We start from the raw sequence: 25,978 nt of genomic DNA, 5'->3' as shown, positions 1-25,978 counted from the left end.
TCAGTTGGACGCGCCCGAAAGTGGTACTGGCGGGGCGGAGGGCTAGGCGCGACGAGGACGCATGGTATTCCCTGCCACGAGGAGCAACAACGCCATACGTCCCGCCAGTGTCGCTTGCGGGTGCGTAGCGTGCTCTCCTGGAAGGTGAGGAGTAAAAAACCGGTCAAACCAGGTATTCATCTGTGGTTCCGAAGAAAAACAAGCGGTCAACTGAGGTTTTTAGGTTCGTGTTCCGCTTCCGCCATGAATGATGTCATGGTGCCACAGGCGGGGCGTGCGCGGCACTGCAACAAATTCCGTCAGCAGGGTGCAGAATTCGCGGCGCGGGATTTCCCGTCCGCCGAAGCGGGTGAGATGGTCGGTCCGCATCTGGCAATCGATCAGGCGGAAGCCGTGCCCTGCCAGCCACGGAACCAGGCGTGCAAAGGCGATTTTCGATGCATCCGGCTTGAGGGCGAACATGGATTCGCCGTAGAACACGTCGCCGAGCGCAACGCCATACAGACCGCCAGCCAGTTCGCCATCGATCCAGGTTTCCACGGAGTGGGCGTAGCCCATGCGGTGCAGGTCGCAATAGGCATCCTGCATTGCCTGGCTGATCCATGTTCCGGAGGCTCCTTTGCGCGGAGCGGCGCAGCAGGTCATCACCTGCGGAAAGGCCGTATCGAAGCGGATTTCGTAACTGCAGTTGCGCAGCGTTTTGGCCAGCGAGCGGGGAATGTGCAATTCGTCGGGAAACAGCACCATGCGCGGGTTGGGTGACCACCACAGGATCGGATCGTCCGGCATGTACCAGGGAAAGATGCCCTGGCTGTAGGCGGCGAGGATGCGTTCCGGTTCGAGACCGCCGCCCGCGGCCAACAGGCCGTTGGGCTCATGCAGTGCCTGTTCCGGCGAAGGAAAATCAAGGGAAAACGAGTCTAGCCAGGGAATCATGACAATTCAGGCCGGACGAGCCGGCCTGACTGGTTGAAACGGAAGCTACGGAGTGTCACGACTTGCAGGATTTGCAGATGCCGTAGAGATAGAGTTCGTGTTCCTGGATCTCGAAACCATTGCGGGCGGCGATGGCTTCCTGCTGTTTTTCGAGTTCCGGATCGTAGAATTCCTCGACCTTGCCGCACTTCACGCAAACGAAGTGATCGTGATGGCCGCCCTGGTTGAGCTCGAATACGGCTTTGCCGGATTCAAAATGATGGCGCGAGAGCAGTCCGGCTTGTTCGAACTGGGTCAGTACCCGGTAAACCGTGGCCAGGCCGATGTCGATTTGCTCGGCCAGCAGAAGCCGGTAAACGTCTTCCGCGGTCAGGTGGCGATCCTTGCAGGTTTCAAACAGATTGAGGATGCGCAACCTCGGGCCGGTGGCCTTGAGGCCCATCTCTTTCAGTTCGGCAGCTTTGCTCATGGTCTACGGTCTATCGAAAGGCGCTGCGACAAAAGCAGCAATCGGGTTATGATATAGCGTTTGCGTACGCCGCGCATCCGCGGCCATCGGATTATAAACGGTTTCCAATGAAAAAAAGACTGATTTTCAAATTGCTGGCAGTGACGCTTCTGGCCGGTTGCACGTTCCCCAACGTCGTGGCCCCCTACAAGCTCGACATCCCCCAAGGGAATGCCGTGACGGCCGATCAGGTCGCCAAGCTCAAGATTGGCATGACGCGTGCGCAGGTACGTTTCGTCATCGGTACCCCACTTTTGACCGATCCGTTCCATGCCGACCGCTGGGATTACATCTATACCGATGCGCGTAACGGCAAGCTGCAGCAGAAGAAGACCTTTACCGTCTACTTCGAGAACGATCGCCTGAGCCGCTTCGAAGGCGAAACCCTGCCTGCGCCCGAGTATGTCAAGAATGCCAGCCAGCCAGCGGTTGCCTCCAAGCCCGCAGTTGCCTCCATACCTGCGATTGCCTCGAAGCCAGCCTCTGCAACCAAATAATGGAAACAAACATGATAATCAAGCTTGCCATTGCCGGCAGCTCAGGTCGCATGGGCCGCATGCTGATCGAAGCAGCTCTGAATACCGAAGACTGTAGCCTTTTTGCTGCGCTGGATCGTCCGGGAAGCACCGCGCTGGGGCAGGATGCCGCAGCCTTTCTGGGCCGCGAATCTGGCGTGTCCATCACTTCCGACCTCGCGGTGCTGGATGGCGCGGATGTCCTGATCGACTTCACGCGTCCGGAAGGCACGCTGGCGCACATCGAGAAATGCCGCGAATACGGTGTCAACATGATCATCGGCACGACCGGTTTCGAGACAGAAGGCAAGGAGGTCATCCGCCAAGCCAGCCAGGACATCGCCATCGTCTATGCCCAGAACATGAGCGTGGGTGTGAATCTGGTTTTCAAGTTGCTGGAGATCGCTGCCAAGGCATTGCCTACCGGTTATGACGTCGAAATCGTCGAGATGCACCATCGCATGAAGGTCGATGCGCCGTCCGGCACCGCGATCCGCATGGGTGAGGTGGTGGCCGACGCCATGGGGCGCGACCTCAAGGAATGCGCCGTGTATGGCCGGGAGGGCGTGACCGGTGAGCGCGATCCGTCCACCATCGGTTTTGCCACCTTGCGCGGCGGCGACGTGATCGGCGACCACACCGTGGTGTTTGCCGGCATGGGCGAGCGCGTCGAGGTGACGCACAAGGCCAGCAACCGCAACATCTACGCCCGTGGCAGCATGCGTGCGGCGGCTTTCCTCAAGGACAAAAAGAACGGCTTGTTCGACATGCAGGATGTGCTGGGTTTGCGTTGAATTACGCAAGGCAAAAACGGACGGGGCGCAATCGCGCCCCGTTTTCTTTTCTGCCCGGCTGGTGTGCTGCCGTTTCGCTCGGGAAACCGGCCCGGTGCAGAGTGCTATTTTCTCGCAAGAGATTGCTCGTTCAGGCGGTCAATTCACCGCAATGGACTTCGTCACTGCAAAACACCCCATCAAGAACTCCTCTGTGGTTGCAGTAATTCATTTATAGGCAGTATTCCAACGAGTGACAAGTCAATTTGATTTTGTGTTAGCCCAGCAAGACGAACGGTTGTCCAAAATTCTGCGGATGCGGAACCAACAGGGCAGGGCAACCGAAAGTGGTTTCCAGATGGTCGCGGGTCAGTGCCTCGGCGGTTGGCCCTTCGGCGACCAGGCGCCCTTGTTTGAGCAGTGCCAGCCGGTTGCACCAGCGGGCGGCGAGGTTGATGTCGTGCAGCACCGCCGCGACGCCGATCCGTTCTTCGCAGGCAAGCCGCCGGGCGGATTCGAGCAATTGGTGCTGGTGCTTCGGGTCGAGGTGCGCCGTGGGTTCGTCGAGCAGCAGGAAGCGCGTTGCATCGTCCGTGCCGGCGCGGATCTGGAGCAGGACGCGGGCGAATTGGACGCGCTGCATTTCTCCTCCGGACAGGGTCGAACAAAGGCGTCCGCGCAGACAGGTTGCATCGGCATCGGCGAGGGCCTGGTTCGTCAGTTCGGCGACTTCGTCCGGGGTACGTTCCGGCCACGGGTAGGCACCCATGCCGACGACTTCTTCCACAGTCAGCTCGAAAGGCGCGGCCTGAGTTTGTGGCAGCATGGCCCGGCGGCGGGCAAGCTCGCTCAGGCCGAAGCTGGCCAGAGGTTTGCCTTCGAGCGTGGCTGAACCCTGGTCTGGGTGCAATTCGCCGGCCAGCATGGATAGCAGGGTCGATTTGCCCGCGCCGTTGCTGCCGAGGATGCCGACCATGTCGCCAGCCTTCAGTTCGAAATCGATCCCGGCCAGGGCTTGTTGCGCGCCGCGGCGCAGGTGTACGTCCTGCAATTTGAACATCAGGATTTCCCTTCCCTCGCGAGCAGCCAGAGAAAAAACGGGCCGCCCAGAAGGCTGGTCACGAGACCGACCGGCAGTTCTGCGGGCGGTAGTGCGGTGCGGGCCAGCCAGTCAGCCAGAACCAGCAACAGCGCGCCGCAGCAGAAAGCCGTAGGCAGCAGCCAGCGGTGATGCGCGCCGATCAGCATGCGCGCGAGGTGGGGTGCGATCAGGCCGACGAAGCCGATTGCGCCGCAAAGCGCGGTCAGCGGGGCGACCAGCAGTGCTGTGAGAACAAACAGTCGCCGCTTGAGTGCCGAGACCCGGAAACCGAGATGCAGCGCTTCGCGCTCGCCCAGCAAGAGCGCATTGAGCCCGCGCCATTCGCGCCCGATCAATGCCGCAGCTACGAGAACCAGCGGCGCGAACCACGTCAGCGTGGTCCATTCCGCGGCGGCAAGGCTGCCCATGCTCCAGAAGGTCAGGTCGCGCAGTAGCGGGTCGCTGGCGAAGGCGAATACCAATCCGATCAGGCTGGCGCACAAAGCGTTGAGGGCGATGCCGGCGAGCAGCAGGCCGGCGCTGCCCGCGTGGCGCCGCCCCAGCGTCCATGCCAGCGAGGCGATGGCGAGCGCACCGGCGAAGGCGGCTGGCCAGACCAGCCAGAGCGCCAGTCCGCTGGCAAATGCCAGGGTTGCGCCCAGTGCTGCGCCGCTCACCACGCCTGTCAGCCCCGGCTCGGCCAGCGGATTGCGGAACAGCGCCTGCATGGCGGCCCCGGCGAGCGCCAGCGCGCCGCCGCCCAATGCCGCCAGCAGGATGCGCGGCAGGCGCAGGTCCAGCAGGATTTGCCGCCAGAGTGCGTCTTCCGGGCCGAGGTTGTACATCAGCAATACGCGGGGCGGAATGTCGATTGCGCCGCTGAAGAGCGATGCAATGCCGCACGACGCCAGCAACAGCAGCAGGGTTGCCAGCGCCCACGGGCGGCGCGAAGCAGCGAGCAGGCTCATGCAGAAGGTGTCAGGATCGTGTTGACCGGCGTGGCGGCAAGTCCGGGATAGTCGCGGCTGAAATGCAGGCCGCGGCTTTCGTGGCGCAGCATGGCCGAGTGCACGATCAGTTCCGCGGTCAGAACCAGGTTGCGCAACTCGATCAAATCGTTGGAAACGCGGAAGTTGCTGTAATACTCATGCACTTCGGCCTGCAGCAGGTGGATGCGATGCAGTGCACGCTCCAGGCGCTTGTTGGTGCGCACGATGCCGACGTAATCCCACATGAAGCGGCGCAGTTCGTCCCAGTTGTGCGAGATCACCACTTCCTCGTCCGGGTCGGTGACCTGGCTTTCGTCCCATTCCGGTACCTGCGGCAAGGTTTGTACGGTGTCGGCAAGAATGTGCTCCGCTGCGGATTTTCCGAGAACCAGGCATTCCAGCAAGGAGTTGGACGCCATGCGGTTGGCGCCGTGCAGGCCGGTGCAGGCGACTTCGCCCACCGCGTAGAGGTTGCCGACATCGGTTTGTCCGGCCTGATCGGTGACGAGCCCGCCGCAGGTGTAGTGGGCGGCCGGGACGACCGGAATCGGTTCGCGGGTGATGTCGATGCCCAGTTCCAGGCAGCGCTGATAAATGTTGGGGAAATGTTCTTTCACGAAATCCGGAGACTTGTGCGAGATGTCCAGGTAGACGCAGTCGAAACCGCCTTTCTTCATCTCGAAGTCGATGGCGCGGGCCACGATGTCGCGCGGCGCGAGCTCGGCGCGTTCGTCGTGTTCCGGCATGAAGCGCGTGCCGTCGGGCAGTTTCAGGATGCCGCCTTCGCCGCGCACCGCTTCCGAGATCAGGAAGGATTTGGCGTGCGGGTGGTAAAGGCAGGTTGGATGGAACTGGATGAACTCCATGTTGCTAACCCGGCAACCGGCACGCCAGCCCATGGCGATGCCGTCGCCGGTGGAAACGTCCGGGTTGGTTGTGTAGAGGTAGACCTTGCCCGCGCCGCCCGTGGCCAGTACGGTGAACGGAGCCAGGATCGTGTGCACGCGGTCGGCCTGCTTGTCGTAAACGTAGGCACCCCAGCAGTTCGAGCCCTCGCGGCCGAGCTTGTGGTCGGTGATGAGATCCAGCGCGACGTGGTCTTCCAGTACGGTGATGTTGGGGTGCGCTGCGATCTTGGCGGCCAGCGTTTCGATCACGGCGCTGCCCGTGGCATCGGCAGCGTGGATGATGCGGCGCTGGCTGTGCCCCCCTTCGCGGGTCAGGTGGAAGCCGTGGTAGCTGGCCTCATTGTCGGTGGTGCGCGTGAACGGGACACCCATGTCGATCAGCCAGTCGATCGCGGCGCGCGAATGCTCGACGATGAAACGGGTGGCCTCCATGTCGCACAGACCGGCGCCGGCAATCGCGGTATCCCGGATGTGCGATTCGATAGCGTCCGATTCGCTCAGTGCCGCTGCGATGCCGCCTTGGGCCAAGGGGCTGCTGCCCTCGACCAGTGCGCGCTTGGTGACGAGAGCCACTCGCCGGGTTTCTGCGAGATGCAGGGCCATGGTCATTCCGCCAAGGCCGCTGCCGATGATGAGAACGTCGAATGCCTGCATGGATATATCGCTGGGATTTGGCTGACAATCGCCGCAGTTTAGAGCCTATTTCATCAGTCGACCATGCCTTTGCTGCAATTGTTCTGGTTTCTCTTGAATGGGGTGCCTCCCTGTTACAATTCGCCCTGCTTGCAAAAACCACCCCAGCCCAAATTTTTAACCGGGTAATTTTTTATTGGAGACGCTGTTTGGAAACGCGTACGCAACGCGATATCGATCAGGAACTTGTCCTGCGGGCGCAGTCCGGAGACAAGCGCGCGTTCGAGCTTCTGGTCGTCAAGTATCAGCGGCGGGTTGAAAGGCTGCTGTCCCGGCTGGTGCGCGATGCTTCCGAGATTGACGATGTGGCGCAGGAGACCTTTATCCGTGCCTATCGGGCGCTGCCCGCTTTCCGTGGAGAAAGTGCCTTTTATACATGGCTGTACCGCATCGCCATCAATACGGCCAAGAATTATCTGGCAACCCGTGGACGGCGCCCGCAGCTAGCCGCAGAGCAGCAAGGGGATGAAGAATCGGTGGATATTTCGGAGCAGATGCCCGACTACCATACACCCGAAACGGAACTCTCCAACCGCCAGATTGTCACTACGGTTAACGAAGTGGTCGAATCCCTGCCGGATGAGTTGCGGGTGGCCATTACCCTGCGGGAGCTGGAGGGGCTGAGTTATGAGGATATTGCCGCGATCATGAATTGTCCGATCGGAACGGTGCGTTCGCGGATTTTTCGGGCTCGTGAAGCGATTGCCGCAAGATTGAGGCCGCTTCTGGACCATGTGGGCACAGACAAACGCTGGTGAACGGAAAAGACATGAAAGAAAAACTCTCTGCGTTGATGGATGGCGAACTTGATCCTCGCGAGGTCGAGGAAGTACTGGTTTCGTTGCGGCAGGACAGGACGCTGTTGCAGGAGTGGGCGTCGTGGCAGGCTGGCAGGGACATATTGAAGGGCGAGGGCGTGGCGCAGGCTGGTTTTGTCGAGCGTTTTTCCCGACGTCTCGAAGCCGAGCCGGTTGTCATTGCGCCCCGGCGTATCCGAGTACTGCGCCGTTTGGCCGTGCCCGTGACGGTGGCGGCTTCCGTCGCATTTGTCGGTATTGCCGTGTGGCAGTATTACGGCGGGTCGATCGAGCCAGTCACGGCCAACCAGATGGCCGCAGAAACCGAGGCCGTCTTGCATGACTATCTGGCCGCACACCGGCAAAGCGAAGGCAACCCCTTCGTCGAGCGCGGCGTGCAGAAGGCGCAATTCCAGGTGGCAGGGCAGCGATGAGATCTCGCGGTTTTTTTGCTTTGATGCTGGTATGGCTGGCCGGTACGGCCATGGCTGCGGGGCGCCTGCCTGACCAGCAAGCCGTCAGGCTGCTGCAGCGCATGGCGCAGGCCCCGAAACAGGTGTCTTTTCATGGCGTGTATGTCCAGCAGTACGGCGACTCGCTGGAAACGATCCGTGTTTGCCATGTCGTCGAAAATGGGCTGGTCAACGAACGGCGCGATTCCCTGGATGGTCCGGTGCGTGAAATGGTGCGCCAGGGCGACAAGGTGAGCCTGTTCGTTCAGGGTGGTGGCGCGTTCGAAACGCAGCCGGACGGGCGTCTTTTTCCTGCCTTGTTGCCGGATGATCCGACCTTTGTGCTGGAAAACTATACCCTTCATCAGGCCGGACGCGAGCGCGTAGCCGGGCACGAGGTCGAGGTTTATGACCTGCTTCCGCGCGATACCCTGCGCTTCCCTCATCGATTGTGGATGCATACCGGGTCGGGGCTTCTGCTCAAGGCCTCGACGACCGGCTACCGGCGTGAACTCTATGACCTGTTTGCCTTTTCCCAGCTGCAACTGGGTGGGCAGATCGACCGCGGACAACTGAAACCGGTCAATCCTGTGAAGCCTCTCAATGCAAGCCGCCTGGGGGGCATTGATTCGTTGCCAGCTTGGGGGCGTCAGGACAGCAAGGCGGTGCCACATGGTTTCAAGCTGGTCAGACAGGTGTTGCGCCCCATGGTGAAACGCACCCGCCCGGTTTTGCATCAGGTGTATTCCGACGGTGTGGTGTCCGTATCGGTTTTTGCCGAGGAAGGCCGCCCCAACCTGCCTGACGGTTCGGGTCGGCAGGGTGCGCTCAATGTTCATTCCCGCCAGTGGGGGAGCGTGCACGTCACGGCCGTAGGCGAGGTGCCGCATGAAACGCTGGAATTGTTCGTCAGAACCTTCAAACAATAACCTGGATTTTTGAAATGATTGAAAGTGAAGTGGAAGTCATCAGTGTTGAAGACGAGTATGCCTGGGTGCGGGTCAAGCCCCACGGCTCATGCGGAAATTGCGATCCCGAATCCGGTTGTAAAACGGTGGCGCTAACGCGACTCTTCGGCGGGGCGCAGGAGTTCCGGGTGCGCAATCCTATCGATGCGCAACCGGGCGACCTTGTGCTGGTTTCCGTCGATGACGGCATGCTGCTGAAAAGCGCGTTGTGGGGCTACGGATTGCCCTTGGCCTTGCTGATGGCCGGGGCGACGTTGGGGCATTTGTTCGCACCGACCAGAATGGCCAACCGGATTGCTCTGCTCGGAGCGGTAGTGGGGGCATTGGCGGCGTTCATGGTGCTCTGGATTCGGCGCTCGAAAATGGTTGAACCGGTGATCGTGGAAAAGCGGGGGCCGGGGCAGCCAACAAGTTCTACCTGTAAAAACCAGTCTCAGTGAGGATGATGACCATGAAGAAGTGGCTCTTGACCAAATTGATGATATTTGGCTTGGTATCGGTGGCGCATGCAGCGCCGCAGACTTTGCCGGATTTTACCCGTCTGGTGGAGAGAGAAGGCAAGGCAGTAGTGAACATTTCCACGACCTCGATTGTTCGTGAAACGGGCTCCGTCGCGGAGTTCGACGATGAAATAACGGAGCTTTTCCGCCGTTTCGGTTTTGCTTTCCCGCCGGGAGCAAAGCGTGGGCAACCTCGGGAGCACCAAACCCACTCCCTGGGGTCGGGTTTTATTGTGGAACGCGACGGTTTCGTTCTGACCAATGCCCATGTGGTGGCCAATGCCACCGAAATCACCGTCAAGCTGGCCGACAAGCGTACTTTCAAGGCCCAAGTGGTGGGTTCCGACCCGCGCACCGATGTTGCCCTGCTTAAAATTGATGCAAAGGGACTGCCCAAGGTCAATGTGGGGGATGTCGGCAAACTCAAAGTGGGTGAGTGGGTTGTGGCTATCGGAGCGCCGTTCGGCCTGGAGCATTCGGTGACAGCCGGAATCGTTTCAGCCAAAGGGCGCAATTTGCCGGATGAAAATTATGTACCGTTCATTCAGACCGATGCGGCGATCAATCCAGGGAACTCGGGGGGGCCGCTCTTTAACATGAACGGTGAAGTCGTGGGCGTCAATTCCCAGATATATAGCCGATCTGGCGGCTATATGGGCCTTTCCTTCGCTATTCCGATCGATGTGGCTCTCCAGGTGGCGCAGGAGCTCAAGTCAACCGGGCGAGTGCAAAGGGCGCGCATGGGCGTTACGATTCAGGATGTAAGCGAGGCGTTGGCCAAGGGGTTTGGTTTGGTCAAAGCTTTCGGCGCACTGGTATCTTCGGTGGAAAAGAGTGGCCCGGCGGACAAAGGCGGGATCAAGGCTGGCGATATCATTCTCAAGTTTAACGACCAGACTGTGACGGTTTCTGCCGATTTGCCGCGTATGGTTGCGGCCGCCAAACCAGGAAGCAGAGCCAAGGTCGAAATCTGGCGAGATAAAGAAACCATCACACTGTCGCTGACGCTTGGTGAGCTGGAAAAAATGGACAAAAAGAGTGCCAGGCGTGCACTCAAGGATAAACAACAAGAAGAAAACGGTCGTTTCGGGCTTGTTGTAAGCGAGTTGAACGAGCATCAGAAGAAGGAATTGGGGGTTAGCTTCGGATTGCTGGTGCAGGAGGCTACGGGAGCTTCGGCGCAGGCCGGTTTGCAGCACGGAGACGTGATTGCAGGAATTCATAGCAGGGAAGTGACAAGCTTTTCCCAGTTCCGACAAGCCCTGGCTTCTCTCAAAACAGGAGAAAGCATACCACTGAGGGTGATTCGTAGTGGTCAGCCCCTTTTCCTGATTCTCACGGCGCCTGCACAATGAGGGGCAATTGGAGTTAGGCCCGCTGCCGGATGCTTATCCGGCTGATTTCCGTTAGAATTCAGGCCAATCGCTCTACGGGGCACGCATGGCGTGCCCCTTTTTAATGTTGTTTCAAGACGGTAACAATGGACCATATCCGTAATTTCTCCATCATCGCCCACATCGACCACGGCAAATCCACGCTGGCGGATCGCTTCATCCAATACTGCGGCGGTCTCGATATGCGCGAGATGAGTGCGCAAGTGCTTGATTCGATGGATATCGAGAAAGAGCGCGGCATCACGATCAAGGCGCAAACCGCTGCGCTGCAGTACAAGGCGCGCGACGGTCAGGTGTACAACCTCAACCTGATCGATACGCCGGGACACGTCGATTTCAGCTACGAGGTATCGCGCTCGCTCTCCGCATGCGAGGGGGCACTTCTGGTCGTCGATGCCTCGCAGGGCGTGGAGGCCCAGACGGTGGCCAACTGCTACACCGCGCTGGAACAGGGCGTGGAAGTTTTCCCGGTGCTGAACAAGATTGATTTGCCTGCGGCCGATCCGGACCGCGTGGCACAGGAGATCGAGGACATCATCGGCATCGAGGCCACGGATGCCATCCACTGCTCGGCCAAAAGCGGTATCGGGGTGGAAGATATTCTGGAAATGATCGTTGCCAAGGTGCCCGCGCCCAAGGGCAAGCTCGATGCGCCGTTGAAGGCGCTGATTATCGACTCCTGGTTCGATAACTATGTTGGCGTGATCATGCTGGTGCGGGTGGTCGATGGCGAGATCAGACCCAAGGACAAGCTGCTGTTCATGTCGACCAAGGCCCAGCATTTGTGCGAACAGGTGGGCGTGTTCACCCCGAAATCGGTGCCGCGCGACGTGCTGTGCGCCGGTGAAGTGGGGTTCGTGACCGCAGGTATCAAGGAATTGGCAAGCGCCAAGGTGGGTGACACGATTACGCTGGCACAAAAGCCGGCGGATGAACCTTTGCCAGGCTTCAAGAATGTGCAATCGCAGGTGTTTGCCGGCTTGTATCCGGTGGAAAGTCACGACTACGAAAATCTGCGCGATAGCCTGGAAAAGCTCAAACTCAACGATGCCAGCCTCCACTACGAGCCGGAAGTCTCCCAGGCCTTGGGCTTCGGTTTCCGTTGCGGTTTCCTGGGGTTGTTGCATCTGGAGATCGTGCAGGAGCGGCTGGAACGCGAATTCGACATGGACCTCATCACCACGGCGCCGACTGTGGTGTATGAGCTGGTGATGCGGGACGGCACCATCCAGCACATCGAAAACCCATCGAAACTGCCGGATGCTTCGCGTTATCAGGAAATCCGCGAACCCATCATTACCGCAACGATTTTGGTGCCGCAGGATTATGTCGGCGCGGTGATCACGCTGTGTAATCAGAAGCGCGGCAATCAGGTCAACATGCAGTACATGGGCCGGCAGGTGATGCTGACCTACGATCTGCCGATGGCCGAAGTGGTGATGGATTTCTTTGACAAGCTCAAGTCGGTAAGCCGCGGCTATGCTTCGCTTGACTATGAGTTCAAGGAATTCCGTGCCGCCGATCTCGTCAAGCTCGATGTGCTGGTCAACGGCGATAAAGTCGATGCGCTGTCGCTGATTATTCACCAGCAGTCAGCGCGTTATCGTGGTCGCGAATTGGTCTCCAAAATGCGGGAGTTGATCCCTCGCCAAATGTACGATGTGGCGGTGCAGGCAGCCATCGGCAGCACGATTGTTGCACGCGAGAACGTCAAGGCGATGCGCAAGGACGTGCTGGCCAAGTGTTACGGCGGAGACATCAGTCGCAAGCGCAAGCTGCTGGAAAAGCAGAAGGCGGGCAAAAAGCGCATGAAGCAGGTGGGCAACGTGGAAATTCCGCAAGAAGCCTTCCTTGCAATCCTGCAGGTTTCCGACAAATAAGGAATACGCATGAACAACTGGTTTTTGCTGGGTGTTGCGGCATTGATTCTGGGGCCTGTGCTGGTCAAGATGGGATCGAAGCAGGAACGCAAGAACAACGAACCCCCGCAACTGGTGCAGTACGGCTATCTGGCGGTGGTGATCGGTGCGTTCACCCTGCTGGTACAGTTTTTCTCGATTGCCGCAGCGATGCTGGTCTTCGTGCTGGTCTCCGGCGCAATCTGTGGCTGGGAGCGTTTTGTGCTGGCAAGGAAGCGGGATGAAGCGCCTGCTCCGGATTGGGTGGAGTACGGGCGCGGTTTCTTCCCGATCATCCTGATCGTGTTCGTACTGCGCTCATTCCTGGTCGAGCCGTTCCAGATCCCGTCATCGTCGATGCGCCCCGGTCTGGTGGTGGGCGACTTCATTCTGGTGAACAAGTTCAGTTACGGCATCCGTACTCCGGTCATCAACAACGTGCTGATTCCGGTCGGCAAGCCGCAGCATGGCGATGTGATGGTGTTCAACTATCCGGAAAACCCGTCGATCAATTACATCAAGCGCGTGATCGGTTTGCCGGGCGATACCGTGACTTACCGCAACAAGCGGCTGACGGTGAATGGTCAGGCGGTCAAGACGGAAGCGGCCGGCGGACATAATTATTGGGAAAATGTTAAAGCAGTAGAACAACCTCCATATGGCGATAAATTCCCTACTCAAAAATCGTGTAGTTTTTTTGGCCTGCTCTGTAGTTATCAAGAGCAAGTTGCAAACAAACTGAACTCGGAGTTTCTTGGTGGCCGGAACTACCAGACACTTGAGTCACCAAAATATTTGCCAGTAAATCTCTCGTTGGTTAAGGATTTTCCTTATCGCGAAAATTGCCGATATGATGAAGACGGCTTTACCTGCAAAGTACCGGAAGGGCATTACTTCATGATGGGTGATAACCGGGATCATAGTTCCGACGGGCGTTATTGGGGTTTTGTTCCGGATAAGTATGTGGTAGGGAAGGCGTTTTTTGTCTGGATGAATATTGGGCAGCCGGGACGCATAGGAACAGTGATACGTTAGTATGTTAAAATTGTGGCCTGTTCGTGGAGGCACTGTAACTATATCGGCTTTGCTGTTTGTGGTTGTTGTGTTGCAGGCCGCTTTGGGTTTTTACAAGCTTCCGTCGCCCTCGATGCGCCCTGGTCTGGTGGTCGGTGATTACATTCTGGTGAACAAGTTCAGTTACGGTATCCGCATCCCGATCGTCAACAATGTACTGATTCCGGTGGGTAAGCCGCAGCATGGCGATGTGATGGTGTTCAACTATCCGGAAAACCCGTCGATCAACTATATCAAGCGCGTGATCGGCGTGTCGGGGGATACCGTGACCTACCGCAACAAGCGCCTGACCGTGAATGGCCAGCGGGTCAAAACCGACGCGGCCGGTGAGCACATGTATTTCGAACAGAGTGTCCAGCCGGTTATCAACCGCCAGTTTACCGAAACGCTGGGCTCGCATACTTACCAGACGCTGGAAGTGCCGAGGCAGCCTGCTTTCGACCTTTCCAAGGTCGCGGATTTTCCTTATCGCGAGAATTGCCGCTATGATGAAGACGGGTTCACCTGCAAAGTACCGGAAGGGCACTACTTCATGCTGGGTGACAACCGTGACCACAGTGCCGACGGGCGCTACTGGGGATTTGTCCCGGACAAATACGTGGTTGGCAAAGCGTTTTTCGTCTGGCTGAATATCAAGCAGCCTGGCCGCATCGGAACCACGATTCGCTAAAGGAGCTTCTCATGAAAAAGCAGCAGGGCCTGTCTTTTTTCGGATTCATCATCGTGGCCATTTTCGTGGCGGCGGCGGCGGTGACCTTTTTCAAGGTGGTGCCGGTCTACAATCAGTATTTCAGCGCCAAGTCGACGATTGCGCGGTTGGCCAAGGAAAGCGCCGGGCAGACTCCGGCAGCGATTCGCGAGTCGTTTTCCAAAAATGCCCAGATCGGCTATATCGATGATGTCAAACCGCAAGACCTCAAGGTCATTCAGGCTGGCGGCGTGACGCGCATTGTCGTCGAATATGAAAAGGTTGTTCCGCTGGTGGCCAATATCAGCCTGTTGTTCGATTTTCGCATCGACGAATCATCCGGTAAAAGCGTAGGAAACTAAGAATTGGCAGTGATCCTTCCCGCCGAGCGCCTGGAAAGGGCGCTCGGTTATTCATTTGTAGACAAGGTGCGCCTGAAGCAGGCGCTGACCCATCGCAGTTTTTCCTCTACCCACAACGAGCGCATCGAGTTTGTTGGCGACGGTATTCTCAACGCCCTGATTGCGCGCGCCTTGTTCCTGAATTTTCCGCAGCATTCCGAGGGCGAGCTTTCAAGAATGCGGGCGGCGCTGGTCTGCCAGGAAGGCTTGGCGCTGATTGCCAACCAGCTCAACCTCGGCGAATATTTGTGGCTGGGCGAGGGTGAACTCAAGAGCGGCGGACACAAGCGTGCTTCGATCCTGGCCGATGCGCTGGAGGCCGTACTGGGCACCATCTGGCTCGATGGCGGTTTCGTCGCCGTGGAAAAAGTCGTGGAGAAGCTGTTTGCCGAGCGACTGGCTTCGATCGACCCTTCGGCAGGAACCAAGGATGCCAAGACCGCGCTCCAGGAGTGGCTGCAAGCGCGCAAGTTCACCCTGCCGGCCTATACCGTTTTGCGCCAGGAGGGCGATTCGCCCGACCAGATTTTTGAAGTCAGTTGCGCCGTAGCTGATGGCGCCATCATTACCCGCGCAGAGGGCTCCAGTCGGCGCGCGGCTGAACAACTCGCAGCAGCCGAGGCGCTCTTGCTACTGGCCGAGCGTTATCCGGGCAAAGGAAAAAAGAAATGAACGAACTGGAAGAAGTGGGCGCCGAGGAGTTCCGTTGTGGTTTTGTGGCGATTGTGGGGCGACCGAACGTCGGCAAATCGACGTTGATGAATCACCTGATCGGCCAGAAGATCAGCATCACCTCGCGCAAGGCGCAGACCACGCGCCACCGGATTACCGGCGTGATGACCACGGACAGTGCCCAGTTCGTCTTCGTCGATACGCCGGGTTTTCAGACCAAGCATCGCAATGCGCTGAATCAGGCAATGAATCGCAGCGTAACCACGACCCTGGCTGATGTCGATGTGGTGCTCTATGTGGTCGAGGCGGGGCGTTTTGGCCCTGCCGACGAAGAAGTGATCAAATTGTTGCCGAAAAATCGTCCGGTGATCCTGGTCGTCAACAAGATGGATGAACTCGCTGACAAGTCGACGATGTTGCCGTTTGTCGATGCGATGTCGAAGCGTTTCGATTTCCACGCCATCGTGCCAATCTCGGCGCAGCGCAAGCTCAAGCTCGATGTGCTGATGCAGGCGGTCGAGCCCCTGTTGCCGGAATCCGTGCCGCTGTTCGACGAAGACCAGATCACCGACCGCAACGAGCGCTTCCTGGCTGCGGAAATCATCCGCGAAAAGATTTTCCGTATGCTGGGTGACGAGCTTCCTTATGCGATGGCTGTGGAAATCGAAAAATTCGACGAAGAGATGATGAAGGATGGCCGCGAGCTGCGCCGCATTTACGCCGCAGTGCTGGTTGACCGCGACAGCCAGAAGGCGATCCTGATCGGCAAGAACGGCGAAAAGCTCAAGCGCATCGGGACCGACGCTCGTATTGACATGGAAAAGCTCTTCGATGCCAAGGTGCACCTGGAGATCTGGGTCAAGGTCAAGAGCGGCTGGGCTGACGATACCCGTCTGGTGCGCCAGTACGGTTACGAATAACGCCGCGGAGGCGATGTGGCCAGGTCGAAACAGTCGCGCACGGACGCACAACCGGCCTTCATTCTGCATCAGTATCCCTATCGGGAAACCAGCCGCCTGCTCGACGTATTCAGCCGCGATCACGGCCGGGTAATGCTGGTCGCACGCGGAGCCCAGCGTCCCGGCTCGCAGCTGCGGGCCGTGTTGCTGGGGTTCCAGCCGGTGGTGTTGTCGTGGTTCGGTGCCGGCGAAGTCAAAACCCTGCATTCGGCCGAATGGCAGGGGGGCGTTCCGCAACTGGTTGGTTTGCCGCTTCTGTGCGGCTTCTATCTGAACGAGTTGCTGCTGCGCTTGCTGCCGCGCGACGATCCGCATCCGGTTTTGTTTTCCGCGTATTTCGAAGCGATTCGCAACTTGGCCTGTTTACAGCAGAACGGAGCTGTTGAACCCGTCCTGCGCGGCTTTGAGCGCCAGCTTTTGCAGGAATCCGGTTACGGCATGAACTGGCAGGCTACCAGCGACGGCGTGGCGGTCGAATCCGGGCGGCAGTACGGTTTCCTGCCCGGAACCGGGATTGTCGCAGCACGCAACGATCTACCGCGTTATGACGGCAGCGCCTTGCTGGCGTTTGCCTCCGCCGATTTCTCTTCAGAAAAGACATTGCAGCAGGGCAAATTGCTGATGCGCCAGGCCTTTGCCGCCATTTTGGGCGATGCGCCGCTTCATACCCGCCAGTTGTTGATCGATCTGCAAAAGTTGTAGCTTCCCGCTTTTGTTGCTTCGCGGCAAAATACCTACCAATCCCCAAAAAACAGAGAAGACCATGATCCAGCTTGGCGTGAATATCGACCATGTGGCTACCCTGCGCAATGCGCGCGGCACCCCCTATCCCAGCCCGATTCTGGCTGCGCAGCTCGCGGAGCAAGCCGGTGCTGACCTGATTACCCTGCATCTGCGCGAAGACCGCCGCCATATCCGGGATGAGGATGTGCGCCTGATTCGTGCGGTGGTGCAGACCCGCATGAACCTGGAAATGGCGCTGACGCCGGAAATGCTGGCCCATGCCTTGGAGGTCAAGCCGCACGATGTCTGCATCGTTCCGGAGCGGCGCGAGGAAGTGACGACCGAGGGCGGGCTGGATGTGCGCCGGTTTTATGATACGGTGGCCGAATACACGCAAAAGCTTCTGGTGGCCGGTGTCCGCGTTTCGATCTTTATCGATGCGGACCTTGAGCAGATCAAGCTGGCGCATGAACTCGGAGCTCCTGTCATCGAAATCCACACCGGACGTTATGCCGATGCCGAAACGTCCGCTGAGCGGGCTGTAGAGCTGAAACGGGTACGCAAAGCTGCGGAATATGCTGCCTCGCTGGGTTTGATCGTAAATGCCGGCCACGGGCTCAATTACCATAACGTGCAGCCGATTGCCGCCATTCCCCATATCAAGGAGCTCAACATCGGCCACGCCATCGTGGGGCATGCGGTCTTTGTTGGCCTGGAGCGGGCGATCAAGGAAATGCGCGTATTGATGCTGGAGGCGCGCAACTTGCGTTTTTGAGCGTTTAACGATGCTGACTACTGGCATGCATGTTCTATGCTGAAAGCACAGTGTGCAGAAAAGGAGCCAGCCATGATTACTATCGCGCATGAGGACGGGTATTACCGGGCTGTGGTATTCAACGAATTCACGCTGCAGGATTTTCGCGAATTCGAGAATTACGTGGTGTCGGCGGCCAAAGTCGAGGGGCCGGTCAATCTGCTTGTGGATTTGCAGGATATGGCAGGTTATACCCTGGACATGGCAATGGAAGAAATCAGGTTTTCCAAAGGGCACCGCCAGGAAATAGGCAAGATTGCCGTGGTGACGACGGATCAGTGGGTGACGTGGTCGGCTTGGTTGAGCCGGTTGATGACCGAGGCTGAATTGCAGGTGTTTGAAGATGCAGACGAAGCGGTCGTTTGGCTGCTAGAATCGGCGACTACATGAAAATTACAGGATAATTTCATGCTTAATCGACTCGCTTCGTTGTTTTCGCATCACAAGACGCCTTTTGTGAATGTCCGTGTTGCGCAGGCTTGGTGGAAGCCGCTCAATGAAGCTGATGCGGCTACTCAATTGCAGAAAGTCAGCGATGCAATTGCCAGTATGCTGTCAACTGGCAGGATGTCGGTGACGAGCGAGGTGTTGCAGTCGTTGCTGTGGATCGACAATGCCGTGCAGCCGGCTTTCGAATCGGTCTGCTTCCAGTACATTTCCAACCCCCGCATGCCCAAGGAGACCGAACAAAAGCTCTGGAAGGAGATTTGCGGGTTTGCCAGAGCGATGAGCGAAGCCTACCAGGCTTTTATCCAGCAAGGGGGGGATGAGAAAAGCCGTGCGGTGTTCGGTGCCGACATGCCTCTGGCCATTGCCCGCAACCTCCGTTATCTGGCTATCAAGGCCAAGTGGAATTACTTCCGCTTTGAAAAGGCCCCGGCCAAATTGTGGACAGAGGCCAACCAGATATATCGCCTTGCCGAAATCGATGGCGTCGATTGCAATCCGTTCCCGCTCTATCCCAGTCTTTCCACCGAGCTGTCTTCCTGTGCCGACGAGTATTTGCAAATGCTGATGCTGGCGACGGTTGCGAGCAACAACCTGTCTGTTTCCCAGATAAACTGGGTAGACCGCTGGCTGGATTCTTGGTCGAAACTGTTGCAGCTTTCCCGAAAAAGCCAGAAGGATGTCCATCATTACTGCGTGTGCCTGCAGGATGCTTCCGGTCCGCAAAAAGTCATTCCCGCAGAAGAGGGGGAAACCTACCGGTGCTGGGGAATCTCGGAATTGGTTTCCAAGGTGCAGGAGATTTTGTCCAGGCTTGAAGCCGGAGCCACACCCAAGAGTCTCGGTTTGGGTGAGGGGTGCAATACTGCGGGCACCATCGAGCTGCTCAAGCATCTGGAAGTTTTCTGGACCATGAGCATGCGCAATTGCCTGGTTCAGCGCCCGGAGCGCAGGAAAGTCAGCAAGGCTGCCTGTGTCATTCATGGATTGGATAGGCTGTGTGTCCATGTCAAAGAGGATAACGAGCGGCATTACAGGGAAAAAGGCAGTGTCGATGTCAAGGACAGGGTCGATTACGACGAAGTCATGGACATGCGCCTTTATGGTTTCGTTTCCAACCGAACCCAGCAAAAGTTGTCGATGAATCCCTATACGGTTCAAGTGAAACAACACAACTGGCAAACCTGGGCGATTGACAACGAAAGCGTGAGCGGGCTGGGCGCCATTCTGGTCTACAGCGAAAACGAATGGGTGCGTCCCGGTGTGTTGCTTGGAGTGCGGGAAGACGAGGGGAAAAACTGGCATGTTGGCGTGCTACGCCGTCTCAACCGCATGAGCGATGATGAAATTTATGCGGGTATCCAGATTCTGACGAATACACCGGTGACGGTCAGCATGCATTCCGATGATCTTGATCGCATCGAAAGCATCTCGGTGGCCGAAGTTGGATTTCATGGGCATTACGATGCGCTCAATGTCCGGACCGGCATCTACCTCCCGCACAAGATCGGAGACGGGAGCGTCAATACCTTGATCATGCACTCGGCCGACTATAGCCATGGCAGGATCTACCGGGTGCGTGCGCGCGAAAAAGCGTTTACTGTCAGCTTGGGGAGCGTGCTGGAAAAAGGCATTGACTGGACATGGGTTCTGGTCAACGTACTGAAGAAAGACGCCTGATCCGGAAGGAGTGCACGGCACGGATCGTGCGGCTCCTTCGCGGGATAAAGCCTAAACCTAAGCCGGCTGCAGGGGTTCTCCTCCCAAAGCTTCGACCAATGCCGGAAAAAATGCCCGCAGCTCCCCCACCATCAATGCCAGCGAGGCATCGAACAATGCAGCCTGGTCTTCCGCGCTGGCGTCTTCGAGTTGCTCCTCTAGAACATCCAGCATGCTCATGCGCTTGAGCGCCATATTTTCATTGAGCTGGAAAGCAATCCGGTCTTCCCATACCAGTCCCAGGCGTGTGGCCAGTTTGCCGGCCAGCAAATGCTGCTTGATCTCTTCTTCTTCCAGGGGTTGGCGCGTCAGGCGGGCAACGGCGCCTCCTTCGCCGGGGAAACGCAATTCGCAATCCGCATCCAGGGAAAAAGGCGAGGGTGCTCCTTCCTGCAGCCAGAGCGTCATGGCTGCCTGTGGCGATGTCTGGGTGTCCAGCAGGCGAGTCGGCAGGCTGCCCAAGGTGTCCCGCAAGAGGGACAGCAGGTTTTCGGCCTTGGTGGCCGATCCGCTTTCAACCCACACCCAGTTCTGCTCCAGATCCAGCAGGGCGCGCTGGTGACGGGCACGCACGAAGGCGCGCGGCGTGAGTTCCTCGGCGATCCGTTCGCGAATTTCCCGTGCCTCGCGGCGGCCCACCTTGCGGTTTTCCGCTGCTTCGATCTGCAGGATGCGCGCTTCGGCTTGCTGGCGGATTACGCTGGCCGGCAATAGCTTTTCTTCGGTTTTCAGGGATATCAGTACCGCGCCCTGGCAGGCGGCCGTGAAGAGATCAGGTGCATGCGTTGCCGGTGCAATCCAGCCTTGTGAAAACAGATCGTGGTTGCCGCAAGGCACGAAAGGCTTCTTTTCCAGTTTTTCTGCGATATCGGCTGGGGTGATGCCGTGATTCTCGGCCAGGCGGTAGGCTTGAATGTTGCGAAACCAGAGCATGATGTACTCAGCTAGATATGAAGCGACGGATTGTAGCCCGTAGTGGCAGGATCTGGAACCTGCTTGCCTTGCTCAATCAGCTTGGGTTTGTGCGTTGCAGCAGGCTTGATTTTTATCATTGAAACTGCTTTGCGCTGTTCTAAGTTTGAATGGGAACATCCCGTTCGAAGCAAAGGAGGTGTGTGATGAGTGGTGGTCTGATACGTCGCAATCTGGATACGTTGCTCGACGATCCGTTCCGCAGCATGGATGGTCTGCTGCGAGGTTTTTTTGTCAAACCGCTTGATTACGAAGGTATGTCGCGCATCAATCTGGATGTGCGCGAAGACGACAAGGCCTACACGGTGCATGCCGATCTTCCCGGCGTAAAGAAAGAAGACATCGATGTCCATGTGGAAGGCAATGTGGTGAGCATCTCGGCAGAAAGCCGGCTTGTGCATGAAGAAAAAGAAGGGGAAAAACTGATTCGCTCCGAGCGTTATGTTGGGCGTGTCTCGCGCAGCTTTACTCTGGGGGGCGAAGTCGATGACACGGCGGCGACAGCCAAATTCGAAAATGGCGTGCTGGAGTTGGTGTTACCCAAAAAGATGCAGCCGGAGCCAAAGCACAAGCTGACGATCGAATAGTGTGCCATTGAGACCCCTTTCGCCAAGGGGAAAATGAGGGCCGAAAGAATTTTCGGCCCTCATATTTTGGGTAAATCCCTTCCGCAAAACGGAGCCCCTGCTCAAGGAGGGTGTATGGACTGTAGACATGGGTTACAGGTGCTCGGAGACATAGGTAACGGGCATGCCGTTTTGTCTGCAGCTTGGGGGGCGAAAGATTGTCCGGCCCTTTTTGCGATGGCTGGAATCATCCTGTAGTATCCGGAGATTCCGGTTATTCCATGCTCTTATGCCGATCAAGCGTTTCTATCGCCAGCAGCGCGCCCATTTGGCCTCTGCTCCCATGGCGTTGCGTCCAGCACCCAGCCGGCGAATGCGGATCGCGCGGGCGGGTATTGCGTTGATGTTCATTGGTGGACTGCTTGCTGCGGGTGGCTGGCTGGGTTGGATTGAATCAAAAGCAGCGCATTCGAGCGGTTTCGATGCCCAGACCGAGCGCGTGGCAGAACTGGAAAAACAGGTGGCAGCAGCTGATGCAGCCCGTCGTCTTGCCGAGCAGCGTGCTGCTGTGGAAATTGCCACGCGCGAAACGCTGACTAGGGAATTGGCCCAGTCGCAGGCGGCTGCTTCGTCCCGGCTTGAAACGTTGACTTTTCTTGAGTCACTCCTGACCGTCAATGATCGCGCGCGTGCTTTGAGGTTTGTCGCCTGTGAGTTGCAATCGTTGGGAGATGGGCGCAGATTCCGGTATCGCGGACTGTTGGCGCAGGGCTTCAACAGCGCGGCCGAATTTAACGGCAGGCTGGTTGTCGGTGTCGATTACCTGAAACGCGGGCAACGCGGGCGTTACGTACAAGGCGAGGACAAACCGCAGCCGGTTCATGTCAAGCATTACGAGCGGCTGGAAGGGGTGATCGAATTGCCCTCGGATGCGCAGCCGCAACTTCTGGATGCGCGCATTCTGTCCCATGATGGCAAGCAGGTTGTGGCGCAATGTCAAAAGAAAGTCGGGGGAGTCTAGATGTTCAAAAAGAACAAGCACCACCAGAGTGACCGTATCGACAGTTTGATCGGCGCTGGCTCCAGCGTGAGCGGAGATCTGCTTTTTGCGGGAGGTTTGCGCATCGACGGCCATGTGACGGGCAATGTTTCCTCGTCGGACGAGAAGGCCGGTACGCTGGTGGTAAGTGAAAAAGCACGCATTGAAGGAAAGGTGGCTTGCACCCATCTGATCCTCAATGGCGAGATTGTCGGACCGATTGAGGTCAGCCAGTATGTCGAACTGCAGCCCAAGGCGCGGATCAAGGGAGATCTTTCCTACAAGACGCTGGAAATGCACCCTGGTGCCATCGTCGATGGACGCCTGATTTTCCTGGGTGACGTCAAGACGTCCGAGGATTGACCGGACCAGGATGCAAGACGATAATCCTACTTTGTTAGTCAACTATTTTGGAGCAAGCCATGAGCACTGCGACCGACATGCCGAGCCCGTTCATTTTTACCGATGCGGCAGCCGAAAAGGTTCGTGAATTGATTCAGGAAGAAGGCAATCCTGACCTGAAATTGCGCGTTTTTGTGACCGGCGGTGGCTGTTCCGGTTTCCAGTATGGTTTTACCTTCGATGAAGTGGCCAATGACGACGACGCCACTGTCGTGAAAAACGGCGTGACGTTGCTGGTTGACCCGATGAGCTACCAGTATCTGGTCGGCGCCGAAATCGATTACGTCGAAAGCCTGGAAGGCTCCCAGTTCACGATCAAGAATCCGAATGCCGTTTCCACCTGTGGCTGCGGATCTTCGTTCTCGGTTTGATGAACGCAGCCTCCAAAAAAGAAAGGGAAGCTTCGGCTTCCTTTCTTTTTTCTGTGAACAGGTTCTGTGAAGGAAAATAGAATGACTGATGTCCTGTTCCTGTATTCCACCCGCGAAGGGCAAACGTACCGCATCTGCGAATGCATGGCGGAAGAGGTGAAGGGGCATGGCCGAACCGCTGTATCGCTGTCGCTCGACGATCCGCAGGCGGCGCAGGCCCTTCTGCAAAGCCGCTGCGTTGTCATGGGTGCCTCAATCCATTACGGCCATCTGCCAGCCAATCTGTATGCCTTCATCGAAGCTCATCGCTCCGAACTGGAATCGCGCCCCAACGCCTTTTTTTGCGTGAATCTCACCGCGCGCAAGCCGGGCAAAAACACGCCAGAGGGTTCGGCTTACATGCGCCGTTTCCTGAAAATGACCGCCTGGCGGCCGCAAAAATTGGCTGTTTTTCCCGGTGCACTGCTTTACACCCGCTACACTTGGTATGACCGGCTCGTGATCCGTTTCATCATGTGGATTACGGGCGGGCCGACCGATCCGGCCCGTGACGTGGAGTTCACGGACTGGGACGAAATACGGCGTTTTGCGCGATCGTTATTCTGAATAAGCGAGGGCTGCATGTTCGATTCCGCAGAATTGGGGCACAAGGTTGACAAGGAAACCTACCGCCAGAAGGAGCCGATTCTGCGGCAGGAGTTGCTTGAAACCCAGTACCAGCTTCTGGACCGTGCTGACTTCCCGGTCGTGATCCTGCTGGGTGGGGTGCCGACGGCAGGCAAGGGCGAAATGGCCAATCTGCTGATGGAATGGATGGACCCGCGCCACATCGCCTCCCATGCCTTCGGGCCGCCCAATGACGAAGAGCGCAGTCGTCCGCCAATGTGGCGATACTGGCGCACCTTGCCACCCAAGGGCAAGATCGCCATCCTGTTCGGTGGCTGGTATGCCGGGCCGATGTGGGAATATCTCAGCGGTAAACGCACCCTGGAGTTCGAGCGCGAAATCGAGCGCATCGCCCGTTTCGAGAAAATGCTCGCCGACGAAGGCGGGCTGCTGCTCAAGTTCTGGCTGCATCTCTCCGGCGATGTACTCAAGAAGCGCCTCAAAAAACTGTCCGCCGACGAGTTGACCGCCTGGCGCGTCAGCGACGAGGACCGCTGGTTTTCCCGCCATTACGAACAGATCATCGACGCTAGCCGTTCCATGCTGATGCGCACCAACCAGGCTGATGCGCCGTGGCGGGTGGTCGAGGGTGAGGATGCCCAGTTCCGTGCCCTGAGTGTGGGCGAGCAGATTCTCGATGCCGTCAAACATCACATGGCCCGTCCGTCGGTACGGCAGATGCGCGTTGAAACGGCGCCCTTGTTGCCGCCGGTGGACGGTTTGCGTCTGCTAGATACCTTGCCGCTTGACCAGAACCTGGAGCGCAATGACTACAAGGCGCAACTCGAAGCCATGCAGGGACGGCTCAACCTGCTTACGCGTCATCCCAGGTTCCAGGACATGGCCGTGGTGGTCGTGTTCGAGGGCATGGATGCGGCGGGGAAGGGCGGGGCGATTCGCCGGATCACGGCCGCGCTCGATGCGCGCCAGTATCGTGTCGTGCCGATTGCCGCGCCGACCGAGGAAGAGCGCGCCCAGCCTTACCTGTGGCGCTTTTGGCGGCATTTGCCCGCCAAGGGGCGGATCACGGTATTCGACCGTTCGTGGTACGGACGGGTATTGGTCGAACGCATCGAGGGATTTGCTCCTCGTGCCGACTGGATGCGCGCTTACGGCGAGATCAACGACTTCGAAGCGCAGCTCGATGATGCCAACACCATCGTGGTCAAATTCTGGCTGGCGATCAGCAAGGATGAGCAGCTGGCCCGTTTCCAGTCCCGCGAGCAGACCGAGTGGAAGCGTTTCAAAATTACCGAAGAAGACTGGCGCAACCGTGACAAATGGGACGATTACATTACCGCCGCCAGCGATATGGTCGACCGTACCAGCACGTTGCGAGCTCCCTGGCATCTGATCGGGGCCAACAACAAGAATCATGCGCGCATCCGCATACTTGAGACGCTGTGCGATGCCATCGAAGCACGCCTCGGAAAAAAGGAGAAAAAGCGATGAGCAAGGATCTGGATCAGAACGTTCTCGGCCAGCTTTTTTCAGAGGCCCGCACGCACAATGGCTGGCAGGATAAACCTGTCGAAGACGAGCTACTGTTGCGCTTGTACGACCTGTTCAAGTGGGGGCCGACCTCCGCCAACTGTTGTCCGGCGCGTTTCGTTTTCGTCAAGTCGCCGCAGGCCAAGGCACTGCTCAAGCCGTGTCTGGCGCCGGGCAACGTGGAAAAAACCATGGCGGCACCGGTGACGGTGATCGTGGCCTACGATCTGGATTTTCATGAAAACCTGCCCAGGCTGTATCCGCAGGTCGATGCCCGCAGCTGGTATGTCGGCAACGATGCGCTGATCCAGGAAACAGCCATGCGCAACGGCAGCCTGCAGGGGGCTTATTTGATTCTGGCTGCCAGGGCGTTGGGGCTGGATTGCGGACCGATGTCCGGGTTCGATGCCGAGGCGGTCAACCAGGCATTTTTTGCCGGCAGCCGCTGGCGGGCCAATTTCCTCGTCAACCTGGGATATGGCGATCCAGAGAAGCTTTATCCGCGCAATCCGCGTCTGGACTTCCTTGAAGCCTGCACTATCAAGTAACATCCCGCGCAGGG

General features: G+C 57.9%; 30 protein-coding genes. 24 read left to right on the top strand and 6 right to left on the bottom strand.

Annotated elements, in window-relative coordinates; all coding sequences use genetic code 11:
• Window positions 1-219 precede the first annotated feature (219 nt).
• Both aat and fur read right to left on the bottom strand, forming a co-directional pair.
• Window positions 220-936, bottom strand: coding sequence for a leucyl/phenylalanyl-tRNA--protein transferase (gene aat / locus BMZ36_RS02985; RefSeq protein WP_091191207.1), 717 nt, complete (start codon window positions 934-936; stop codon window positions 220-222).
• Between the two features lie 55 nt (window positions 937-991).
• Complete coding sequence (gene fur / locus BMZ36_RS02980; RefSeq protein WP_091191206.1) at window positions 992-1,405, bottom strand: ferric iron uptake transcriptional regulator; 414 nt, start codon at window positions 1,403-1,405, stop codon at window positions 992-994.
• Between the two features lie 107 nt (window positions 1,406-1,512).
• On the opposite strand from fur, the gene BMZ36_RS02975 reads away from it, so the two are divergent.
• Complete coding sequence (locus BMZ36_RS02975) at window positions 1,513-1,941, top strand: outer membrane protein assembly factor BamE (protein ID WP_091191204.1); 429 nt, start codon at window positions 1,513-1,515, stop codon at window positions 1,939-1,941.
• Window positions 1,942-1,952: 11 nt separating this feature from the next.
• Complete coding sequence (gene dapB / locus BMZ36_RS02970) at window positions 1,953-2,753, top strand: 4-hydroxy-tetrahydrodipicolinate reductase (RefSeq protein WP_177187754.1); 801 nt, start codon at window positions 1,953-1,955, stop codon at window positions 2,751-2,753.
• 256 nt (window positions 2,754-3,009) lie between these two features.
• Here dapB and BMZ36_RS02965 read toward each other — a convergent pair whose 3' ends face one another.
• The 3 genes from BMZ36_RS02965 to nadB are packed head-to-tail and all read right to left on the bottom strand — an operon-like array spanning window position 3,010 to window position 6,364.
• Window positions 3,010-3,792: a heme ABC transporter ATP-binding protein gene (locus BMZ36_RS02965; protein ID WP_091191203.1), complete on the bottom strand. Its 783-nt coding sequence runs from the start codon at window positions 3,790-3,792 to the stop codon at window positions 3,010-3,012.
• Window positions 3,792-4,781, bottom strand: a complete 990-nt coding sequence (locus BMZ36_RS02960) for a FecCD family ABC transporter permease (protein ID WP_091191200.1) — start codon at window positions 4,779-4,781, stop codon at window positions 3,792-3,794. The genes BMZ36_RS02965 and BMZ36_RS02960 overlap by 1 nt, the downstream gene beginning before the upstream one ends.
• A complete protein-coding gene (gene nadB, locus BMZ36_RS02955) occupies window positions 4,778-6,364 on the bottom strand; it encodes an L-aspartate oxidase (RefSeq protein WP_091191198.1) in 1,587 nt (528 codons plus the stop codon). Before nadB ends, BMZ36_RS02960 begins: the two co-directional genes overlap by 4 nt.
• A 188-nt stretch (window positions 6,365-6,552) precedes the next feature.
• Between nadB and rpoE the strand changes: the two genes are divergently transcribed.
• The 15 genes from rpoE (at window position 6,553) to BMZ36_RS02880 (ending at window position 19,870) form a co-directional block, all read left to right on the top strand.
• Complete coding sequence (gene rpoE / locus BMZ36_RS02950; protein WP_245747762.1) at window positions 6,553-7,161, top strand: RNA polymerase sigma factor RpoE; 609 nt, start codon at window positions 6,553-6,555, stop codon at window positions 7,159-7,161.
• 11 nt (window positions 7,162-7,172) lie between these two features.
• Window positions 7,173-7,634, top strand: a complete 462-nt coding sequence (locus BMZ36_RS02945; RefSeq protein WP_143085955.1) for a sigma-E factor negative regulatory protein — start codon at window positions 7,173-7,175, stop codon at window positions 7,632-7,634.
• Window positions 7,635-7,657: 23 nt separating this feature from the next.
• Entirely contained in the window at window positions 7,658-8,581 is a 924-nt protein-coding gene (locus tag BMZ36_RS02940; protein WP_245747761.1) for a MucB/RseB C-terminal domain-containing protein, read from the top strand.
• Between the two features lie 14 nt (window positions 8,582-8,595).
• Window positions 8,596-9,060, top strand: a complete 465-nt coding sequence (locus BMZ36_RS02935) for a SoxR reducing system RseC family protein (protein WP_091191189.1) — start codon at window positions 8,596-8,598, stop codon at window positions 9,058-9,060.
• A gap of 11 nt (window positions 9,061-9,071) precedes the next feature.
• The gene (locus tag BMZ36_RS02930; protein WP_245747756.1) at window positions 9,072-10,475 is read left to right on the top strand and encodes a DegQ family serine endoprotease; all 1,404 of its coding nucleotides are present in this window, start codon (window positions 9,072-9,074) and stop codon (window positions 10,473-10,475) included.
• A 125-nt stretch (window positions 10,476-10,600) separates the two neighbouring features.
• Entirely contained in the window at window positions 10,601-12,394 is a 1,794-nt protein-coding gene (gene lepA, locus BMZ36_RS02925) for a translation elongation factor 4 (RefSeq protein WP_091191186.1), read from the top strand.
• Window positions 12,395-12,403: 9 nt separating this feature from the next.
• On the top strand, window positions 12,404-13,447 hold the full coding sequence (gene lepB, locus BMZ36_RS02920) for a signal peptidase I (RefSeq protein WP_091191184.1): 1,044 nt from the start codon (window positions 12,404-12,406) through the stop codon (window positions 13,445-13,447).
• 1 nt (window position 13,448) lies between these two features.
• Window positions 13,449-14,156, top strand: coding sequence for a signal peptidase I (lepB, locus tag BMZ36_RS02915; RefSeq protein ID WP_091191181.1), 708 nt, complete (start codon window positions 13,449-13,451; stop codon window positions 14,154-14,156).
• Window positions 14,157-14,167: 11 nt separating this feature from the next.
• A complete protein-coding gene (locus BMZ36_RS02910) occupies window positions 14,168-14,536 on the top strand; it encodes a DUF4845 domain-containing protein (protein ID WP_091191179.1) in 369 nt (122 codons plus the stop codon).
• 3 nt (window positions 14,537-14,539) lie between these two features.
• On the top strand, window positions 14,540-15,247 hold the full coding sequence (gene rnc / locus BMZ36_RS02905) for a ribonuclease III (RefSeq protein ID WP_091191177.1): 708 nt from the start codon (window positions 14,540-14,542) through the stop codon (window positions 15,245-15,247).
• Window positions 15,244-16,167, top strand: coding sequence for a GTPase Era (gene era, locus BMZ36_RS02900; RefSeq protein WP_091191175.1), 924 nt, complete (start codon window positions 15,244-15,246; stop codon window positions 16,165-16,167). Before rnc ends, era begins: the two co-directional genes overlap by 4 nt.
• Window positions 16,168-16,182: 15 nt before the next feature.
• The gene (recO, locus tag BMZ36_RS02895; protein ID WP_091191172.1) at window positions 16,183-16,908 is read left to right on the top strand and encodes a DNA repair protein RecO; all 726 of its coding nucleotides are present in this window, start codon (window positions 16,183-16,185) and stop codon (window positions 16,906-16,908) included.
• Window positions 16,909-16,969: 61 nt separating this feature from the next.
• The gene (gene pdxJ, locus BMZ36_RS02890) at window positions 16,970-17,704 is read left to right on the top strand and encodes a pyridoxine 5'-phosphate synthase (RefSeq protein ID WP_091191170.1); all 735 of its coding nucleotides are present in this window, start codon (window positions 16,970-16,972) and stop codon (window positions 17,702-17,704) included.
• A 72-nt stretch (window positions 17,705-17,776) separates the two neighbouring features.
• The gene (locus BMZ36_RS02885; protein WP_091191387.1) at window positions 17,777-18,133 is read left to right on the top strand and encodes a SpoIIAA family protein; all 357 of its coding nucleotides are present in this window, start codon (window positions 17,777-17,779) and stop codon (window positions 18,131-18,133) included.
• Window positions 18,134-18,151: 18 nt separating this feature from the next.
• Window positions 18,152-19,870 carry a cyclic-di-GMP receptor FimW-related protein gene (locus BMZ36_RS02880; protein WP_143085954.1) on the top strand — a complete coding sequence of 573 codons (1,719 nt, stop codon included), beginning with the start codon at window positions 18,152-18,154 and terminating at the stop codon, window positions 19,868-19,870.
• Between the two features lie 57 nt (window positions 19,871-19,927).
• On the opposite strand, the gene BMZ36_RS02875 is transcribed toward BMZ36_RS02880, so the two are convergent.
• Window positions 19,928-20,842 (bottom strand): recombination-associated protein RdgC, encoded by a 915-nt coding sequence (locus BMZ36_RS02875; RefSeq protein ID WP_091191165.1) that lies wholly within the window; start codon window positions 20,840-20,842, stop codon window positions 19,928-19,930.
• Window positions 20,843-21,027: 185 nt separating this feature from the next.
• On the opposite strand from BMZ36_RS02875, the gene BMZ36_RS02870 reads away from it, so the two are divergent.
• From BMZ36_RS02870 to BMZ36_RS02840, 7 genes are all read left to right on the top strand, one after another.
• Window positions 21,028-21,468, top strand: a complete 441-nt coding sequence (locus BMZ36_RS02870; protein WP_091191163.1) for an Hsp20/alpha crystallin family protein — start codon at window positions 21,028-21,030, stop codon at window positions 21,466-21,468.
• Window positions 21,469-21,736: 268 nt separating this feature from the next.
• The gene (locus BMZ36_RS02865) at window positions 21,737-22,468 is read left to right on the top strand and encodes a DUF6776 family protein (protein ID WP_091191161.1); all 732 of its coding nucleotides are present in this window, start codon (window positions 21,737-21,739) and stop codon (window positions 22,466-22,468) included.
• Window positions 22,469-22,849, top strand: a complete 381-nt coding sequence (locus tag BMZ36_RS02860) for a bactofilin family protein (protein WP_091191159.1) — start codon at window positions 22,469-22,471, stop codon at window positions 22,847-22,849.
• Window positions 22,850-22,908: 59 nt separating this feature from the next.
• The gene (gene erpA / locus BMZ36_RS02855) at window positions 22,909-23,259 is read left to right on the top strand and encodes an iron-sulfur cluster insertion protein ErpA (RefSeq protein WP_091191157.1); all 351 of its coding nucleotides are present in this window, start codon (window positions 22,909-22,911) and stop codon (window positions 23,257-23,259) included.
• An 81-nt stretch (window positions 23,260-23,340) separates the two neighbouring features.
• Window positions 23,341-23,865 carry a menaquinone-dependent protoporphyrinogen IX dehydrogenase gene (gene hemG / locus BMZ36_RS02850; RefSeq protein ID WP_091191155.1) on the top strand — a complete coding sequence of 175 codons (525 nt, stop codon included), beginning with the start codon at window positions 23,341-23,343 and terminating at the stop codon, window positions 23,863-23,865.
• Between the two features lie 15 nt (window positions 23,866-23,880).
• Window positions 23,881-25,377 carry a polyphosphate:AMP phosphotransferase gene (gene pap / locus BMZ36_RS02845; protein ID WP_091191153.1) on the top strand — a complete coding sequence of 499 codons (1,497 nt, stop codon included), beginning with the start codon at window positions 23,881-23,883 and terminating at the stop codon, window positions 25,375-25,377.
• Window positions 25,374-25,964, top strand: a complete 591-nt coding sequence (locus BMZ36_RS02840) for a malonic semialdehyde reductase (RefSeq protein WP_091191150.1) — start codon at window positions 25,374-25,376, stop codon at window positions 25,962-25,964. The genes pap and BMZ36_RS02840 overlap by 4 nt, the downstream gene beginning before the upstream one ends.
• The last annotated feature ends 14 nt before the right edge of the window (window positions 25,965-25,978 follow it).

The organism is Formivibrio citricus, assembly GCF_900115065.1.
GTDB lineage: Bacteria > Pseudomonadota > Gammaproteobacteria > Burkholderiales > Chitinibacteraceae > Formivibrio > Formivibrio citricus.
The sequence above is the reverse complement of the archived record's forward strand: the minus strand, read 5'-3'. Positions and strand labels throughout refer to the sequence as shown.

Excerpts from the sequence above, each read along its gene's own strand:
- BMZ36_RS02885 (WP_091191387.1), top strand. The coding sequence starts at position 17,777 with ATGATTACTATCGCGCATGAGGACGGGTATTACCGGGCTGTGGTATTC.
- BMZ36_RS02840 (WP_091191150.1), top strand. The coding sequence starts at position 25,374 with ATGAGCAAGGATCTGGATCAGAACGTTCTCGGCCAGCTTTTTTCAGAG.
- nadB (WP_091191198.1), bottom strand. The coding sequence starts at position 6,364 with ATGCAGGCATTCGACGTTCTCATCATCGGCAGCGGCCTTGGCGGAATG.
- BMZ36_RS02870 (WP_091191163.1), top strand. The coding sequence starts at position 21,028 with ATGAGTGGTGGTCTGATACGTCGCAATCTGGATACGTTGCTCGACGAT.
- BMZ36_RS02860 (WP_091191159.1), top strand. The coding sequence starts at position 22,469 with ATGTTCAAAAAGAACAAGCACCACCAGAGTGACCGTATCGACAGTTTG.
- BMZ36_RS02945 (WP_143085955.1), top strand. The coding sequence starts at position 7,173 with ATGAAAGAAAAACTCTCTGCGTTGATGGATGGCGAACTTGATCCTCGC.
- BMZ36_RS02975 (WP_091191204.1), top strand. The coding sequence starts at position 1,513 with ATGAAAAAAAGACTGATTTTCAAATTGCTGGCAGTGACGCTTCTGGCC.
- lepA (WP_091191186.1), top strand. The coding sequence starts at position 10,601 with ATGGACCATATCCGTAATTTCTCCATCATCGCCCACATCGACCACGGC.
- BMZ36_RS02875 (WP_091191165.1), bottom strand. The coding sequence starts at position 20,842 with ATGCTCTGGTTTCGCAACATTCAAGCCTACCGCCTGGCCGAGAATCAC.
- BMZ36_RS02960 (WP_091191200.1), bottom strand. The coding sequence starts at position 4,781 with ATGAGCCTGCTCGCTGCTTCGCGCCGCCCGTGGGCGCTGGCAACCCTG.
- erpA (WP_091191157.1), top strand. The coding sequence starts at position 22,909 with ATGAGCACTGCGACCGACATGCCGAGCCCGTTCATTTTTACCGATGCG.
- BMZ36_RS02940 (WP_245747761.1), top strand. The coding sequence starts at position 7,658 with ATGCTGGTATGGCTGGCCGGTACGGCCATGGCTGCGGGGCGCCTGCCT.
- BMZ36_RS02910 (WP_091191179.1), top strand. The coding sequence starts at position 14,168 with ATGAAAAAGCAGCAGGGCCTGTCTTTTTTCGGATTCATCATCGTGGCC.
- aat (WP_091191207.1), bottom strand. The coding sequence starts at position 936 with ATGATTCCCTGGCTAGACTCGTTTTCCCTTGATTTTCCTTCGCCGGAA.
- lepB (WP_091191184.1), top strand. The coding sequence starts at position 12,404 with ATGAACAACTGGTTTTTGCTGGGTGTTGCGGCATTGATTCTGGGGCCT.
- BMZ36_RS02965 (WP_091191203.1), bottom strand. The coding sequence starts at position 3,792 with ATGTTCAAATTGCAGGACGTACACCTGCGCCGCGGCGCGCAACAAGCC.
- BMZ36_RS02880 (WP_143085954.1), top strand. The coding sequence starts at position 18,152 with ATGCTTAATCGACTCGCTTCGTTGTTTTCGCATCACAAGACGCCTTTT.
- BMZ36_RS02930 (WP_245747756.1), top strand. The coding sequence starts at position 9,072 with ATGAAGAAGTGGCTCTTGACCAAATTGATGATATTTGGCTTGGTATCG.
- pdxJ (WP_091191170.1), top strand. The coding sequence starts at position 16,970 with ATGATCCAGCTTGGCGTGAATATCGACCATGTGGCTACCCTGCGCAAT.
- BMZ36_RS02865 (WP_091191161.1), top strand. The coding sequence starts at position 21,737 with ATGCCGATCAAGCGTTTCTATCGCCAGCAGCGCGCCCATTTGGCCTCT.
- lepB (WP_091191181.1), top strand. The coding sequence starts at position 13,449 with ATGTTAAAATTGTGGCCTGTTCGTGGAGGCACTGTAACTATATCGGCT.
- hemG (WP_091191155.1), top strand. The coding sequence starts at position 23,341 with ATGACTGATGTCCTGTTCCTGTATTCCACCCGCGAAGGGCAAACGTAC.
- dapB (WP_177187754.1), top strand. The coding sequence starts at position 1,953 with ATGATAATCAAGCTTGCCATTGCCGGCAGCTCAGGTCGCATGGGCCGC.
- BMZ36_RS02935 (WP_091191189.1), top strand. The coding sequence starts at position 8,596 with ATGATTGAAAGTGAAGTGGAAGTCATCAGTGTTGAAGACGAGTATGCC.
- pap (WP_091191153.1), top strand. The coding sequence starts at position 23,881 with ATGTTCGATTCCGCAGAATTGGGGCACAAGGTTGACAAGGAAACCTAC.
- era (WP_091191175.1), top strand. The coding sequence starts at position 15,244 with ATGAACGAACTGGAAGAAGTGGGCGCCGAGGAGTTCCGTTGTGGTTTT.
- fur (WP_091191206.1), bottom strand. The coding sequence starts at position 1,405 with ATGAGCAAAGCTGCCGAACTGAAAGAGATGGGCCTCAAGGCCACCGGC.